This window comes from Photobacterium sp. TLY01 (assembly GCF_021432065.1).
GTDB classification, from domain to species: Bacteria; Pseudomonadota; Gammaproteobacteria; order Enterobacterales; family Vibrionaceae; genus Photobacterium; species Photobacterium halotolerans_A.
The window spans coordinates 987,062-1,003,244 of the sequence record NZ_CP090365.1 but is presented as its reverse complement, the minus strand read 5'-3'; the positions used below and the strand labels follow the sequence as shown (position 1 = coordinate 1,003,244).

General features: G+C 47.6%; 20 protein-coding genes. 3 read left to right on the top strand and 17 right to left on the bottom strand.

From position 1 onward, the window contains the following. From LN341_RS20250 to rhtB, 11 genes are all read right to left on the bottom strand, one after another. Window positions 1-408, bottom strand: coding sequence for a nuclear transport factor 2 family protein (locus LN341_RS20250; protein ID WP_052729988.1), 408 nt, complete (start codon window positions 406-408; stop codon window positions 1-3). A 97-nt stretch (window positions 409-505) separates the two neighbouring features. Beyond that, entirely contained in the window at window positions 506-1,975 is a 1,470-nt protein-coding gene (phrB, locus tag LN341_RS20245) for a deoxyribodipyrimidine photo-lyase (RefSeq protein WP_234205501.1), read from the bottom strand. After that, window positions 1,959-2,810, bottom strand: coding sequence for a MerR family transcriptional regulator (locus LN341_RS20240; protein ID WP_234205499.1), 852 nt, complete (start codon window positions 2,808-2,810; stop codon window positions 1,959-1,961). The genes phrB and LN341_RS20240 overlap by 17 nt, the downstream gene beginning before the upstream one ends. Continuing rightward, window positions 2,800-3,744, bottom strand: a complete 945-nt coding sequence (locus tag LN341_RS20235; RefSeq protein WP_046220836.1) for a 2-thiouracil desulfurase family protein — start codon at window positions 3,742-3,744, stop codon at window positions 2,800-2,802. The genes LN341_RS20240 and LN341_RS20235 overlap by 11 nt, the downstream gene beginning before the upstream one ends. A 164-nt stretch (window positions 3,745-3,908) precedes the next feature. Beyond that, window positions 3,909-4,340, bottom strand: a complete 432-nt coding sequence (locus LN341_RS20230) for a YkvA family protein (RefSeq protein ID WP_046220835.1) — start codon at window positions 4,338-4,340, stop codon at window positions 3,909-3,911. A 140-nt stretch (window positions 4,341-4,480) separates the two neighbouring features. After that, window positions 4,481-4,948 carry a 2TM domain-containing protein gene (locus LN341_RS20225; RefSeq protein WP_046220926.1) on the bottom strand — a complete coding sequence of 156 codons (468 nt, stop codon included), beginning with the start codon at window positions 4,946-4,948 and terminating at the stop codon, window positions 4,481-4,483. Between the two features lie 118 nt (window positions 4,949-5,066). Next, complete coding sequence (locus LN341_RS20220) at window positions 5,067-5,309, bottom strand: Rho-binding antiterminator (protein WP_046220834.1); 243 nt, start codon at window positions 5,307-5,309, stop codon at window positions 5,067-5,069. A 55-nt stretch (window positions 5,310-5,364) separates the two neighbouring features. Further along, window positions 5,365-5,763 carry a GNAT family N-acetyltransferase gene (locus LN341_RS20215; RefSeq protein ID WP_046220833.1) on the bottom strand — a complete coding sequence of 133 codons (399 nt, stop codon included), beginning with the start codon at window positions 5,761-5,763 and terminating at the stop codon, window positions 5,365-5,367. Between the two features lie 216 nt (window positions 5,764-5,979). Further along, entirely contained in the window at window positions 5,980-6,897 is a 918-nt protein-coding gene (gene yddG / locus LN341_RS20210) for an aromatic amino acid DMT transporter YddG (RefSeq protein WP_234205497.1), read from the bottom strand. 81 nt (window positions 6,898-6,978) lie between these two features. After that, window positions 6,979-7,533: a dihydrofolate reductase family protein gene (locus LN341_RS20205; protein ID WP_046220830.1), complete on the bottom strand. Its 555-nt coding sequence runs from the start codon at window positions 7,531-7,533 to the stop codon at window positions 6,979-6,981. A gap of 143 nt (window positions 7,534-7,676) precedes the next feature. Further along, entirely contained in the window at window positions 7,677-8,294 is a 618-nt protein-coding gene (gene rhtB / locus LN341_RS20200) for a homoserine/homoserine lactone efflux protein (RefSeq protein ID WP_046220829.1), read from the bottom strand. Between the two features lie 228 nt (window positions 8,295-8,522). Here rhtB and LN341_RS20195 point away from each other — a divergent pair, with 228 nt between their 5' ends. Beyond that, a complete protein-coding gene (locus tag LN341_RS20195) occupies window positions 8,523-8,900 on the top strand; it encodes a hypothetical protein (RefSeq protein ID WP_234205495.1) in 378 nt (125 codons plus the stop codon). A 193-nt stretch (window positions 8,901-9,093) separates the two neighbouring features. Here LN341_RS20195 and ycaC read toward each other — a convergent pair whose 3' ends face one another. After that, window positions 9,094-9,720, bottom strand: coding sequence for an isochorismate family cysteine hydrolase YcaC (ycaC, locus tag LN341_RS20190; RefSeq protein ID WP_234205493.1), 627 nt, complete (start codon window positions 9,718-9,720; stop codon window positions 9,094-9,096). A gap of 413 nt (window positions 9,721-10,133) precedes the next feature. Between ycaC and LN341_RS20185 the strand changes: the two genes are divergently transcribed. Together LN341_RS20185 and LN341_RS20180 are read left to right on the top strand one after the other, a co-directional pair. Next, the gene (locus LN341_RS20185) at window positions 10,134-11,447 is read left to right on the top strand and encodes a molybdopterin-dependent oxidoreductase (protein WP_234205491.1); all 1,314 of its coding nucleotides are present in this window, start codon (window positions 10,134-10,136) and stop codon (window positions 11,445-11,447) included. 4 nt (window positions 11,448-11,451) lie between these two features. Then, window positions 11,452-12,111: a c-type cytochrome gene (locus LN341_RS20180; protein WP_234205489.1), complete on the top strand. Its 660-nt coding sequence runs from the start codon at window positions 11,452-11,454 to the stop codon at window positions 12,109-12,111. 270 nt (window positions 12,112-12,381) lie between these two features. On the opposite strand, the gene LN341_RS20175 is transcribed toward LN341_RS20180, so the two are convergent. The 5 genes from LN341_RS20175 to LN341_RS20155 all read right to left on the bottom strand — a co-directional run bounded on the left by LN341_RS20175 (window position 12,382) and on the right by LN341_RS20155 (window position 15,757). Further along, on the bottom strand, window positions 12,382-13,131 hold the full coding sequence (locus LN341_RS20175; protein WP_234205487.1) for a 3-oxoacyl-ACP reductase family protein: 750 nt from the start codon (window positions 13,129-13,131) through the stop codon (window positions 12,382-12,384). Between the two features lie 336 nt (window positions 13,132-13,467). Then, window positions 13,468-13,863, bottom strand: a complete 396-nt coding sequence (locus LN341_RS20170; RefSeq protein ID WP_234205485.1) for a hypothetical protein — start codon at window positions 13,861-13,863, stop codon at window positions 13,468-13,470. Window positions 13,864-14,294: 431 nt separating this feature from the next. After that, on the bottom strand, window positions 14,295-14,591 hold the full coding sequence (locus LN341_RS20165) for a putative quinol monooxygenase (protein ID WP_234205483.1): 297 nt from the start codon (window positions 14,589-14,591) through the stop codon (window positions 14,295-14,297). Window positions 14,592-14,622: 31 nt separating this feature from the next. After that, entirely contained in the window at window positions 14,623-15,090 is a 468-nt protein-coding gene (locus LN341_RS20160; RefSeq protein ID WP_234206604.1) for a PaaI family thioesterase, read from the bottom strand. A gap of 295 nt (window positions 15,091-15,385) precedes the next feature. Continuing rightward, window positions 15,386-15,757, bottom strand: coding sequence for a DUF4440 domain-containing protein (locus LN341_RS20155; protein ID WP_234205482.1), 372 nt, complete (start codon window positions 15,755-15,757; stop codon window positions 15,386-15,388). Window positions 15,758-16,183 lie beyond the last annotated feature (426 nt).

Below are 16,183 nucleotides of genomic sequence, written 5' to 3'. Positions count from 1 at the left end.
TCACAAACCTGCCTTAATCATTTTCACCACACGACCGAGAACCGGGATTGCTTCGTACAGCATTTCGCCCAGATCGAAATAGTCCCTGTGTTGAATCACACGGTTGTCCTGAAAACTCAGATGCGAGCACCCTTTGACAGTGCGAGGCTCGCCTTTTGATAATTTCGGATGCGCAAATGTCATGGTCCACACCACATACCCCTGATGCGTATCCCCCATACTCTCTTCAATGGTGAAGGTACACTGGGTGACATTCGTAAACAGGCGTCTGAAATAAGCTTCCAGTGCTGGCCAGCCCTCCACCAGATGAGCAGGGTCTTCAAACACCACATCCGGATGATAGAGGGATTCAAGACTGGCAAGGTTGTCTTTCCCCAGATCACTGTACACACGGATAAATCTGTCCATCACCGGCAACTGTACACCTGTCGTATCAGGTGCCTCAGTCCGTGATTCCTGCTCGCGGTCCTGCTCTTTCATGATGTGGCTTCCTTCCTGTGTCGAATTAACCCGCTTCTGCTGCGGCTTTTGCCTGTTTAAATGCCTCAATGGCGTGTAATCTCGCCAACTTGTGATCCACCATCGGTGGGGGGTACGCAAGACTGGCTGCACCTGACCATTCATGGGGATTGTGGATATATTTGTCAGGCACGCGATCGAGTTCTTTTACCCATGTACGGATGAACTCACCATTTGGATCAAACTTTTTTCCCTGCGTGGTCGGATTAAACACCCGGAAATAAGGCTGAGCATCGGTGCCGGTAGATGCCGCCCATTGCCAGCCCCCATTATTCGACGCCAAATCCCCGTCGATCAGATGAGACATAAACCACTGCTCACCCGCCTGCCAGTGGATCAGCAAATCCTTCGTTAAGAAGCTGGCGGTAATCATCCGCAGTCTGTTATGCATCCAGCCGGTAGCTTTCAGTTGCCGCATCGCAGCATCAACGATAGGAAAACCGGTTTCTCCCTGTTGCCATCGTGCCAGTGCTGCTTTGTCGGAATGCCAGGCCACCTGCTTAGTCCAGTCGATAAATGGCTGCGCCCGGCTGACTTTCGGATAGGCATCAATCAGATGGCGGTAAAACTCACGCCAGATAATTTCATTGAGCCAGACAAAAGGGCCGGCATCCTGCTTCTCAAGCGCCTGCGGATGCTCATGCAGGATCGCGGAAACACATTGACGGGCGGATAAAGCTCCAATGGCCAGATACGGTGATAACTTACTGGTACCTTCCACAGCCGGAAAATCCCGCTGTTCACCGTAGTCAGCAACATGCTCGATACAAAATCGCATCAGCGCATCGCGAATCGTGTCTTCTTCAACAGGCCAGAGGCTGCTGTCTGCCAGCGGATAGCCCAACCATGACTGACCGGGATTGGATTCTGTCTCTGAGCCAAAACGGGGATCACAATCACTGCGGGTCAGAGGCTGCGGCGCAGTTTGCGCCAGCGCCGGGCTTTGCTGGAACTGACGCAGCCATTCGCGGCGAAATGGTGTAAAGACCCGGAAAGGTTCACCCTGACGGGTCAGAATTGTGCCGGCCGCAAGCACACAGGTATCTTCAAGTACACTGAATTTGATCCCCGCCTCGGCCAGGGCATGGCCGGCAGCCAAGTCCCGCTGTCGCTCATTCCATTCATACTGTTTGTTACAGAACACGTGACCGGCCTGCCAGTCGTGTGCCAGTGTTACCAGATAGTCGGGCACAGCGTTAAAGTCTGCGACGGACTCGATGCGCAGCGGAATATTCAGCTCAGCCAGTTGAGACCTGAGCACAGCTAAGCGACGGCGAATGAAATCGATCTGAATGGGCGCTGTATCGTGAGCCGCCCATTGCTCCGGCGTTACAATGAACACTGCCAGCACGGATGAATAGTTTTGGCATGCCTGAATCAGGGCCGTGTTATCGACCGTTCTCAAATCTGCCCGAAACCACACCAGGCATCGGTTGCTGTTATTCGTTGCGGCCATGACTTTCGGCTCCTTTACGCTGCTTGATCCAGTCAGCATGAATCGCGGCAATACTGCCCCTGAGCGAGACCGGACACTCAAGCTCGCTGTCAAGACGCGCAAGCTGCTTCAAAATCGCCAGGGGCAGCTTGCTTTCTCCAATCACAACCACAGATTCAATCCCCTGCTGAGAGACCGCCGCTTCAAGGCCGTGTAACTTGCTGTTAAACGGCAAGTTATCCAGCAAGGTGACACTGTAACCCTCATTACTCAGCGACAAGGCGCCAAGCCAGATGTGATGCGTAATGCCGTCCTGTGCCGGTTCAAAACTCAGCAGCATGGCTTTTCTTCCACTCCGTTTGCGGGTTTTAGCAACCAGGCTGGCACATAGCTCTATCAGAGTGGATTGCCATAGTGCCTGCTGAATCGCACGCAGCGGGTTGGCTGTGTCATTGACCTGTAAGTCCACAGGCGCAACCACTTTTTCGATAAACACGGGCAGCGGGTATTCTTTCATCAACTGACTTAATTGCTGTTCGAGTTTTCCGCGCCGGCAATCTGTTAAGGCGCTTAGTATCTGTGTCATCCCCTCACTGTCATTTTCCTGACTGGCGTCATCACTCACCTTGCCTTCGAGTAAAGGCCTGACCTTGCTGATCGCGACCCCTTTTTCCAGCCAGGACAGAATTAAACGGATCTTTTCAATGTCATCCTGTGTGTATAAACGGTGTCCTTTGTCTGTGCGCTGTGGCTTGATCAGCCCGTAACGGCGTTGCCATGCACGCAGTGTGACAGGATTGACCCCCGTCATTTCAGACACTTCTCGAATAGCGAATAACTTAACTTCAGAGGCCATAACGTAATTTCAACTCCTCCGGATACGGATTCAGAAACGTCTGTAACTGCAGATACGGATCCGGGTATTCTTTTAAGTAATGTTTTATCAATGCCAGAGGAACCAGAATGGGTTGATGACCCAAACGGTAGCTTTCAATCAGGTCCAATAGCTCCTGCTTTTGTTCGCGGGTCAGGTTACGTTTGAAATAACCTTGCAAATGCATCAGCACATTGGTGTTGTTACTCCGGCGAGCATGTTTGCTCAGGGCATGCATGAACTGCTGACGGTATTCAACGAAAAACTCCGCCAAATCCCAGTCTTTGATACCGGCCACCAAGCGGCCCATCTCTCTGTATGCTGTCGGGCTGTGCGCCATTAAGACGAACTTATAGCGTGAGTGAAATTTAACAAATGCATCCAGCGTCAGGCTGTTGCCTACGTTTTGGTAAAAATCGTGCAAGGCATAAATACGAAAGACGAAATTTTCACGTAACACAGGATCTTGCAGCCGCCCGTCCTCTTCAACAGGTAGCCAGGGCATCGCCGCCATCAGTTGTTTGGTAAACACACCCACTGTGCCGCCCGGCACCGTATTTCCATTCGGGATATACAGCTTCACCCTTTCCATGCCACAGGTGGGTGATTTCGCGCATACGACAAATCCACACAATGACTGGATGGCACTGATGTGTTGATCAGCAAATGATTTCATCTTGTCGGTGAAATCAAGCTCACCGCCTTTGCTGTCGACTAGACGCTCACCATTATCCTGCTGCACCAGCCGTATCGTTGGGCGTGGAACAGGCAAACCGATCGCCATTTCCGGACAAACCGGGCGGAACTGGACAAACTTTGCCAGTTCATCCGTCACAAAGCGGTTTCGCTTGTGGCCGCCGTCGAAGCGCACTTTCTCACCAAGTACACATGCACTGATACCTACCGGGATACTCATTTCACACCTGTACAAAAAATTATCTTGTACAAGAATGTTAGCTAAGCACTGTAAGTTGTACAAGAAAATAAAATGTATAACTTTGTAAATATCGCTGTTTCAGAGCCAAAAAAAAAGCCGCCTGGTATTCACAGGCAGCTTTAGGCTTTGAAATAAAAGAGAAATTATTCGGTTTTTGCGTCTGGCTGTTCTGTATCCGCCGAGCCACCTCTGGCGCGCCAGAGTTCAAAATCATCCAGATCCTGTTGGACGAGCTTGAGGCAGACGGCCAGAATCAGTGCATCATCCGTCAGCCCCAGAAAGGGGATCACATCCGGCAGAACATCCAACGGATTAAACACATAAAGCAGCGCCGTGACGATGGCAGCGATGGTAAACCAGGGGATCTCCCGATACTCTCCTTTCCAGTATGCCTTCACCAGTCCATACATAGATTTCACGACATTGAAGTACTGACGCAGCGAGCCACTTTTCTGCACTTTTTCTTCAATGTCCTGTTCTTTTTCCAGGACTCGCTCAATGTCTTTATCCGTGACTTTCTTAGACGAGCTTTCCAGTTTCTCTTTGGCATCCTGTTCATTCATTGACTGACTCATCCTCCGCCTCAAGTGGACTTTCTCTTCTTCAGTTAACTATGGCTTTTCTGAGAAACATTGTCACCTCATTCCAAAGAGCCAATGACCGCAAAAAACAAGCCGGGAACTCCCGGCTTGCAATTGTGAATGTTCATCGCGCCTCAGAGCTTTCTGCCCAGACGCTTCTCAACCTGTTTCTTCTCCCAGTCCGTGCTGAAAAAATTAAACCACTCATATGTACTTGCAGCCTGAATGGCGACCCCGATCCCCCACCCCATTGCTGGCCACCAGGCCCAAATATAAGATGGATTTGTGACGAAGTTGATGACAAACAATAAGCCGATCACCAGACAGTAAGTGATCAGATGTGAATAAAATGCCTTGATATCGCGCACATAAGCGAGCGCACGTTCTTCTTCCGTGCTCACAGCGTTTTCCTTGTCCATGCCTGGCTCCTGTTTCAGTTCAGTGATATCGATGTCGAAAACAGCCGCAAAGGACTTCAGGGTCTCCAAGCTGGCATTCCCACCGCGCTCAATTCGCTGAATGGTCCGGACACTGATGCCACTCAATTGTGCCAATTGTTCCTGAGACCAGCCACGTTGTAACCTGAGTTTCCGAATGATCATCATTCAATTCCCTTTTGCTGTTTCACTTCCAATCCTACTGAACCTGACACCCGACAGGCCACGACATGGACCCGACACTAAGCCGACAACCTCTGTTTTTCAATCAGTTATAACGACATTAAAATTCAACCACATCGAAATACGCATTGGGCTGTGTTGCTTCCATGCTTGCCAGTTCATCCAGCACAACAATTTGCAACCCAAGGCTGGTTTGTAATGACAGGCACTCCTGTCTGTCACTGTTTCGGACGGTATCTTTCGCATGTCCTTCCACGAGTTGGCCATTTTTCAGGGTCAGCCTGACCGGCAGCTGATACAAGCAGGCAATTTCGATATAGTCATATTCCTGGCAAGAAATCATCTTCACCTCTCCTTCGCGGTATGTCAGGTTCGCGAAACGTCACGAATATTGGCGGTTACTTTTTCACCCAGTACATCCCTTCCGAATTTGGCCGGGACAGTTGAAAGCCAAACTTTTCATACAGCTCTGGCACGTCAGCCATCAGCGATACATAAGAGCGGGGAAAAGCAGCCTTGTCGAGATAGGTCATGATATGTGCCATGATTTGACGACCGAGCCCTTTTCCCTGATGGTCGGGATCAACAGCGACATCCACAATGTCAAAATTAATCGCGCCATCACCCACCACTCTCCCCATGGCAACAGGGATACCGTCATAAAGAATATGGATACCATAAAGGCTGTTTGGCAAGCCTTTCACGGCCGCTTCATAAGAACGGGGGGATAATCCTGAGATGTCGCGTAAACGTAAAAAATCATCAGGGCCAACCACTTGCTCAATAACTTGATACATCAATATTCCTTTCTCTCAACAATGAATTTGCAGTCATTCCAAATCACCTGAGCCAGTTCACTCTTTGAGATGATTCGCATGCATCTTACTTTGATATTCAATGCATTTGATATGCCATTGAAAGAATCGTGATCGTCTTCAATGGAAATAAAGGCTGGTGATTTGAAGGCAAGCACAGGCGTATAAAAAACCCGCAACACTGCGGGTTTCAGGGGATCAGACTTGCTCTTCCTGTACCGGAACCGACTCCGTTTTTTCGCGAGTGATCCACCAGCAAAGCACAGAGGCAATCGTCACCATCACCACCCCCTGCCAGAAAGTCGCGGTTAACGTCAGCCCCAACAGCTGCGCAGATAAAAAGGTTGAAAACACAGGAACAAAGTAAGAGAGCGTGGCTAACAACACCATATTGCCGCGCAGAATACCGAGATTCCACAGTGCATAACCGCCGCCCATGGCAAGACCAGCCAGCAGCAGATCCCGGATCACCGGAAGATCAAACGCCATCGGAGGTTCATTCACAAACAGGTATTTCAACCAGAGCGCGACGGCAGTGGCAGAGAAGAACCAGGTAATGGCATTTATCCCATCCGCCATCACCCGGGTGACGTTGCAGTAAACAGCCCAGATCAACGCCCCGCTCAGCGCCAGTGTGTAGCTGAGCGGGTTACTCTGCACATTTTCAAGAATCCCGGACCATGACAATCCGCTATCACCGGCCACCGTCCAAGCAACGCCGAAAAAAGACAACAATAGACTCGGGTAAAGCAGCCAACTGACTGACCGGCGTGAGAAGAGCACGGCAATCAGGACCGTCAGACAGGGCCAGAGGTAGTTGATCAACCCCATTTCAACCGCTTGCAACCGATCATTGGCCATCCCCAGCGACAACGCCAGACACATTTCATAGCTGACAAACAGCAGGCCGCCAATCAAAAGGTATTTGCGGGAAAAAGAAGACAGTTTCGGCAAGCCAACCGTCAGCATCAGAATGAAAGCACTGACGCTGTAAATCATGGCAGCACCACCCACAGGGCCAAGCTGCTCGGTCACATTCCGAATCAAGGCAACCACACTGCTGAAAAGACAAATTGCGCCGCACCCGGCAAGGGTAAATTGATGACTGCGTACCACGGTTGACCCTAGAATATAAACACCTGAGAATCCATAACACTGCCTGAGAATGCCAGTGAAAACAATCCCAAACCAACTGGTTTATGGTCCCGGTGCGTACCTCAGCAGCATGACATCCCGATTCAGTCTTCTGGCATCCAGCAACATTAATCTCTGCCATACGTTGGCATCGTCAAATGCTTGCTTTCCCTGAGTGCTGATAAAAGGCTCCAGTAAAAACTGATATTCATTGATCAAATTTGCATCGGCCAGTGAGGCAGCCAAAGCAGGACTGCCAAACAGGACAACATTACCATGTATTCCAGACAAGAATTGCCGGGTATTTTCAGTGTCCGGCCCTTTCAGGGCCTCGGTATTTTGCCAGGGAAGCTCAAGTGGCCGCGTTGTCACCACACGCTTGGGAATAGACTGTAATTCCATCGCCAGATACTGCATAAATTTGGGTAAATCTTTCCTCGTTGCTGCTTCAGGCCAGAAAGCCGCAAAAAGATCATACGTGTGACGCCCAAGAATTAATGCTTCAGAACCATGCAGTAATTCAAGGGCGTATTCATGATGCTCCTGATCCACATCAGCATCTTCATGATAGTAGTGGCCGTTCAAGGTCATGTTTAAATAATAAATCAGATTTGCCATGGCAAAACCTCTTGTCGTGAAACGCACGCAGAATCTCTCTGCAATACTGCTTTCATGAGTATTTGCAGAGAGACCGGGATTTGCCAGTTTTCGTATCAGAAAAAGGTGTGAATAGGCTTGACTATTTGTTGATAAATCAATAACTACTGCTCAGCGCGTGCTAATAAAACACCCATTGAAACAAACAAAGAGCCAAAAACCCGATTCATCGCTTTCATGGTTGATGGGCTGGTCAGGTAAGGCTTTGCGACACTGGCCATGATGGTGTAACCCAACATCACGCAAGTATCGACAAGAACTACAGTCGTTCCCAGGATCAGATACTGCCCAATCATTGCCTGTTGTGGATCAATGAACTGAGGTAAGAAAGCTGCCAGAAAAATGATCGACTTCGGGTTCATGATATTGACGATATAACATTGCCGAATCAACGCTTTGGGATTCACATCCCCCGCATCAGTCCCGATTTTCGATTTCTTGGCAGCTAAGATTTTGCTGACACCCACATAAATCAAATATGCCGCACCCAGGTATTTAATCGCAGTAAACGCCGTCGCAGAAGATGCCAGTAACGCCCCGAGCCCAAATGACACGATCAGCAAGTGAGAAATCAGCGCCAACTGTAAACCCACAATCCCTTTCACTGCAGTTTTAAAACCAACATTCAGAGAGTTACTGATCGAAGCCACAGTCCCTGCGCCGGGTGCGACACTAAATACAATACAGGCGACAAAAAAGGTGAACCATAGAGAAAGTGCCATACTGAGTCCTTCCAACGACCAAATAGATGAAGAAGCATATGAATAACGCATCATCATCTTGCAGGCAAGCACTGTGAAGAGAAACGGTGAATAGCTTTCAACTGGTGGGACAGCATTCAGGTCTTGAGCAAAGCATTCTGATCTGTTTGGTCTAAGATCCGGGCAGAGGTGTCGTTCAACAGATACATTGAATGACACCAAATCATTAATATCTCACAGAGGCCTCGAATGAAAAATTTAATCAATTTTAATGCTTTATGGGTCTTCTGTATTTGTTTTTGCTTGCCATTTTTAGCTTATTCGAAACATGAGGATGAAGTGAAATTAGAAGGGCCTAACGTTGTAAATTACAATTATCCAGAAAGTTTTGAGGAAGAGTCTCGTTACATACGACAAGGAAAAATCAATTCAGATGGGTACTGTGAGTTTTTAAGCACCTATCGGGCAAAACCCGGAGAATATATTTCAATCGCTGAGATCGCCTATGATCCTGATACCTGTCGATCTCTCATCATCAAAGGTATTAACCATAAGGGACGGGAAAGATACGAAAAATTAATGAAAAGCTATCTCTACGAAAAAAATCACATAAATGAGAATCAATAGATTATTAATGAAATTTTTACTTTGATTTGTATGTTGCGCACTCCTCTTTCAGAGTCATTTCAGATAGCGTCATACAGGACACATAGCGAATCATCTAACCTGAGCGGTTTATCGGGTTTTGAACAATGGCTGCTCCCCCCAAATTAGCGGGCACAGTGATAGCCGCCTTTCAGCACGCTATCACTGTCTTGCTTTATTTTTGCTCTTGAAGCGTAAAATAACTGTTCATCAAATTTCGGTAATCAGGGATATGGTTTGAAAAGAGTGTCCCCAAGCCTTCGATATCATTTCGCCAGTCCCGGTGTAACTCGCAAGCCGCGCCAAACCAGGTCATCATCTGCGCACCTGCAGCTGACATTCTGTCCCAGGCTGCATCACGGGTCATGGCATTAAAGGTACCGGAAGCATCGGCAATCACAAACACCTCATAGCCCGCTTCTATTGCTGATAATACCGGAAATGCAACACAGACTTCCGTCACCACACCGGCAACAATGAGTTGCTTTTTACCGGTTGATTCAATGGCCTGAACAAAGTCAGCATTGTCCCAGGCATTGATTTGTCCGGGTCTGGCAATGTAGGGCGCATCAGGAAACATCTCTTTCAACTCAGGCACCAGGGGGCCGTTTGGCCCTTGCTCAAAGCTGGTGGTCAATATGGTGGGCAACTTGAAATACAGTGCCATATCGGCCAATGCCAGCACATTGTTTTTAAATTTGTCCGGATCAATATCCCTGACCAGAGATAAAAGCCCGGTTTGGTGATCAACCAAGAGCACGGCAGCATTGTCTTTATCCAGTCGAACATATTGCTTACTCATCAGGGTTCTCCTCATATTCTGAAATTGGATCATCCTTAAAAAATAACGAGTTAGAAGAATCACATCCCGAAATGATTTTTGAACCGATAAGAGGACAAGTGAACTATCCCTCAAAATATAGTTGCTTTTAATGCGTGGCCCCAGCTCTATTCGCCCATCCTGGCTTTGCTTTGAATCAAGTCCGGGGACCATTTTCCACACAAAGAAAGCGGGTTTGAGAGAAGTATCGTTGCAAACTACACTCAACAACATAGCTGCAACCGATGAGCACAATGAGCACGCAATGTGCGATTCAGTGCTCGAATCTCCGCCCTGAAAGTGCCTCTGCCACCATTCCGGCCGGCATGTGTCGGTAATCAGAGCGTATTGTGAACCCGAGGCACCCGACAATTGACTCGATTAAGGTGCGAATCATGGCTAAAGACAAGAAAAATCCATCTCGAGGTATCTTCGAGTGCTACGAGAAAAATCCGGATTCAGCAGACAACAAGGTTTTTGGCCGGGTCAGCTTTCCGGACAGACGCGGATTTTTGAAAGGCGCAGGCTTAGCGACCATGGCAGCAGTGCTTGGCGGTGCGATTCCTTTTCATCGGAACATGCCCGCCGGCTTGATCCCCGCCGCTTTCGCAGAAGGCTTAGATGATGTGGTGATTGAAGGAAAAGATGGCTTAACGGTTCTGAACGACAGGCCGATGAACGCAGAAACCCCGCCTCACCTGCTCAATGACGACATCACTCCCACCGCGCGGCATTTTATCCGCAACAATGGTATCCCGCCGACGGATGTGAACCCGGACGCCTGGAAATTAACGATTGATGGTCTGGTCGACAATCCGATGACGCTCACCATTGCTGATCTGAAGAAAAATTTTGAGGTTATAGAGCAGCAACTCGTGCTTGAATGCGGCGGGAATGGCCGCGCATTCTTCGAACCCAAAGCCACAGGGAATCAATGGACATACGGCGCCGTGGGTTGTTCAGCCTGGACAGGGGTGCGACTCGCTGATGTATTGAGGGCCGCAGGGGTGAAAGACAATGCCGTTTACACCGCGCATTACGGCGCAGATAAAGATCTGTCCGGCAAAGAAGGAAAAATCCCCATTTCCAGGGGCGTCCCCATCGCCAAAGCAATGGGCAGCGAAAACCTGATTGCTTTTGCACAAAACGGCGAAGCACTGCATCCGATGAATGGCGCCCCATTACGGCTGGTTGTCCCCGGCTGGCCCGGTTCCTGCTCGCAAAAATGGCTGACACGGATTCAGATCAGAGAGCAAATCCACGATGGCCCTAAAATGACAGGCACCTCGTACCGTGTGCCCAACCGCCCTGTTGCACCGGGTGAAAAAGTGGACGAAAAAGATTTTGAGATCATTGAACGAATGCCGGTGAAATCTCTGATTACTTCGCCACAAACCAACACCACAGTGTCTGGCAGTGAAGTATCAGTCCGGGGACATGCATGGTCAGGCGATCGCAAGATAGAGAAAGTACAGGTTTCCATCGACTTTGGCGCAACCTGGAAGGATGCTGATCTTGCCGCCCCGGCCAATGAAGGCGCTTGGCAAACCTTCACCACCAAGGTGAAATTTCCGCAGCACGGCTACTATGAAATCTGGGCCAAAGCCACAGACGATCAAGGCATCAGCCAACCTTTTGCCATTGCGTGGAATCCCAAAGGTTACCTGAACAACACCTTCCACCGGGTTGCTTTGGTCGTGAACGGATAACCACATGAATCGGGCAAGCTTCATCGAGCGGGTTATCCCGCTCTCATTTTCTCTGCTTCTGTTTAGCAGCCTGCCGCTTTCTGCCGATGAAACCCTGATTGCCGCAGGCGAACAACAAGCCTTGGTCTGCAAAGCCTGCCATCAGGTCGAACCGAACGGAGTGACGGCCATCGGGCCGCCACTCTGGGGTTTAGCCGAACGCAATATCGCCAGTGCTGAAGGCTTCCAATACAGCGAGGCGCTCAAGCAGCATCAGGGACAGTGGGATGCCGCAAAACTTGATGCGTTTTTGGCCTCCCCTTCTGAGTTTGCACCCGGCACCAAGATGGTTTTTCCCGGCGTAAAAGACCCGGGGGCACGTGCTGCCATCATTGCCTGGCTGGCAACTAAAAACCCGACGCCGCCGGATTGGATCACTGAGTCGGCTGGCGATCCGGTAAAATCGCCCGGTGAAGGTATTCTGGCACCGGGAGAAAACATGGCGCTGGTGGCGTCCGCCTGTTCCGCCTGCCACTCTCTTCACCTCGTTACGCAACAAGGACTCAGCAAAGAAAGGTGGGATGAGTTATTAACATGGATGGTTGAGGAACAAGGGATGGATGAGCTGGCGCCTGACGATCGCGAAGCCATCCTTGTGTATCTGTCGACCTATTACGGGATGTAGGAGTGATTGCCCTTTCGGTTTGGTGTGATTTGATAACGTTGTTCGCGAGTGCAATTTCAAAAACGTTATTGGTATGTCGCGCTTGAGTCCGGCACCTGTTTCAACATCGTGCTATATGCGCCAATTACGCTTTGCCGACACAAAGCGTAACCTAATTCTTTGGTGTTATCCGGGCCGGTTGTAGGCGCTCCCGACGCCGACAACCTGAAAATTCGTCCTGAATTTTTCCCTGGGAGTTCTCAGCATTCCGAGTTTTGGAAAATAACGTGATTAAGCAGAAAAGCCACCATCTATCATTAAGTCTGCACCCGTAATATAGCTTGCTTCGTCACTGGCAATAAATGCAACCAAGTGTGCAATTTCTACTGCTTGTCCATAACGTCCCAAAGCTACGATCGCTTTCATCGATTCAGACGTATCACCATTATCCGGATTCAAGTCTGTATCTACAGGACCTGGCAGAATATTATTTACCGTAATTCCTCTGTGGCCTAAGTCTCGAGAAAGTGCTTTCACTAAACCGGTGAGAGCCGCTTTACTCATACCATATAGAGCTCCCCCAACAAATGGAATTCGCTGAGCATTTGTGCTGCTGATATTGATAATTCTACCATTTTTATTCATCAACTTAGCGGCTTCCTGGCTGGCAACAAATATACTTCTTACATTAGTATTCACCGTCTTCTCCCAATCATCCATGGTTAAGTTTTCGATATTGTCCCAGACCAAAACGCCGGAATTGTTTATGAGGATATCCAGCTGATCAAACTGATGGATAGTTTGTTCGATTGCGTTTCTGACGTCTTCGGGTTTAGTGCTATCGGCTTTAATTGCGATAACCTTTCCACCTTTCGATATCAGATGATCGGCAAGTGCTTTTGCTTTGCTGTCAGACGAAACATAAGTGAAAGCAACCGATGCTCCTTCTAATGCCAACCTCTCAACAATTGCAGCGCCAATGCCTCTGCTACCCCCCTGAATGAAAGCGACCTTGCCTTGAAAGCGATTGAAATTATTCATATTGTTTTGCCTTTTAGTCTATAAGAAGGGAAAAACGGAGAGTTGTCCCTGAGTGGATACAATTACAATAAACAATTCACGCCATGCTTTTAAGTCCATAAAATGATAAACAGAGAGTCCTTCACAGAACAATGCGGCGAATAGCACTAACAAAGAATGGAGATTCATACTGAACCGATTACTTCGCATCATCTGTGAAATTTCTAATACTGGCTCGTCTTTCCTAAAACTAAAATAGAGTGGAGGCAATCAATGATCTTCATGTCATCGCTGCAATTTGTGTAGCGATTTTCACGCTTCATCGGGTTCAAGTCACAGTAACTCTTGAGCCGTCTGTTATGTGCAATTTTCGTAAGTAACTCTAACATTAGTTACAGCCTTGGTTCCGTTAGCTGTGACATCAATTGAAATCCACTTACCATTCGCTAACCATTCACTCAACCCTGCACTATTGCATATTTTACCAGGCAGTAATTCCCTCGAGTTTCGGGAGATAGATTCCTTATTTTTTTCGTTTAGCTCCACATTTAAAACATTAACCTTTAGCGCTATAACGTTATCTTCCATTCTTATTGAAGTAACTTTTACTTTGCTATCTTGATCAAATAAAAGACTCTGAAACTGTTCTTTTAAGTCTTCTAATTGCTGATTTTCCATAAAGCTAGGGAGATATTCTTTACCTACGATAATAACAGGCAATAAAAATAACAACACCAACTTAAAACCTTTCATCCATACCTCTTACACATAAAAATAACACAAACTTCCCCTCATCAGGCTCTGCCACACTTGATAAGTCTGACTACGAAATGACCGGAGGCCACTATGTCACAATTTGTCTATGGCATTGATTTAGCCAAACATAGTGTCAGTATCCAAGGTGAAGATCACCAAAGCAAGTTGTTGATCACGAACCACTTTAAAAGGACATCAATTCTTGCGGATTGTATGTCGCGCTTGAGTTCGGTGTTTTTCTCAGCACCGCAGGATGCGCGCCAGTTACTCTTTGCTGGCACAAAGCGTAACCAGAAATGCCTTCAATGTCACTTTGGCTCCAACGACTCAATGCTTCTGTTTAAATACATCCCAAACAGGGTTTCTTCGAATTTTCAATAACAGAGGCGAACCTATCAATTCAATGTTAAGAATCATGCTTAAGTTCATTATGCTAACTTAGTCATGAACGCCACTTCCGTTGGAGCCGCCAGCCAGTTCTCGAATTTTTGAGCGACCGATTGAGTATGTTGTTCTTGATGATGATTTTCCAATGCAGCTTTGTTCTTCCATTCTTCATAAAGATAAATATATCTGCCACAATCTGATTCATGCAATTCGAATTGGATACACCCCACCTCATTTCTTGTGGCCTCAAGCATTCCCAATAATTCACCTTTAGCTTGTTCAAAATATTCTGTCTTAGGAGTAATTTTTGCAATTACGAAAGGATGGACATTTAACATTTTTATCTCCCCTGTCATCTGACGTGAGCTATCAGCCGCCATCACGTGCGGCTTTGTCGTGCAACGAAAAGGCGTCGCTGTGTTTGGCTTGGTTAAATTTACATGCATCAATCTTGTTGATTGTTCCAAGAGAAACCGCAACCAGTTTTTCTTCGTTATCTGTTTTCGCATATACCTTGCACTCACAGGTAGCTTGACGCTTTCCTGAGTATAATACTGTCGACCGGGCAACCAATCTCTCTCCGATGGCTGGCCTGACATAGTTCACTTTATATTCTGAAGTGACACAGCTTCCCAGTACTGATGCTCCGGCAAAGGTTATACAGTTATCAGCTAAATAGCTAACGACACCACCATGCGCAAATCCATTGTTTTGCTTGAGATCATCTCTCATCTTAAGGCTCAATTCAGCAGTGCCTGCCTCAAAAACTTCCAGCCTTGCCCCCAAAAGCAAACTGAAAGATTGCTGTGACAAGATCTCTTTCCCTTCCTCTAACATATTGCTCAATTTTTATCTCCTTACCGATATTCCGCAAATCTCACGCTTCAACACGCCGGCGCATTCGCTTGTTAGACGTCTATTTCTACTTCCACACCTCAAACCGCAAAGCAGACAACTCAATTGCACCGTCAATGTAATGAATAGAACCATTAAGGATTGCGCTTGCAACATCTACGGCACGCTTGCGTTTTTCACGATGTATTCTTCGTCGCTCATGTTCACAGGATGCTTAACGAAATACCCTGCGTTGCGGATAACTCGGCCAGCAAATTATCTTTTGTCCAAATCAAGATTACACAAGTTCAAATTCTGGGCATGGCGTTCCTTGGTGGTATTTCATTTGCCAATTTTTCCCAGTGAACACCCAGATAGAAGAGCGCTTAGAAAAAGCTCCGATCTCGCCCGTTTCAGATACCCAAGCAGATTTATACAAAAGTAACTGAACGTAAGGCTCCAGCTGAATACAATCGTATTCCTGTGAGTGAATATAACCACGTGAAGGCTCTTCACTTTGCATCATTTCTACGATAGATGCATAGCCAAAAGTACGTCCAGAACGACCAACCTCTTTGAAACTCGGATGAAGTAACCTTGTTACTTCATCAAGATTTTGCCTAGTTTCGTATTGATGTAAGGCTATTTCCTGCTCAATCAAAATTTCCACAATTTCTCCAATGCTAAAAACATATAACGAATGACATGGACTCCCCCTCATCAGGCTCTGCCACGCTTGGTAAGTCTGACTACGAAATTATCGGAGGCCACCATGTCACATTTTGTCTATGGCATTGATTTAGCCTAATCATAATTTCAGTATCCACGGTGAAGATCACCAAAGCAAGGTGTTAATCCACGAACCACTTTAAAAGGACATCAATTCTTGCGGATTGCATGTCGCGCTTGAGTTCGGTGTTTTTCTCAGCACCGCAGGATGCGCGCCAGTTACTCTTTGCTGGCACAATGTATGGTCCGCCCCGTTTTTGCAACTACAATTTTAACGGGAGTGGTTTGCGCTAATGTATTCGGAGTCTCTCTTGGAAGCTCTCTCGCATTCCAGCTCCACGATGATATCTGCGCCAGATAATCCTTA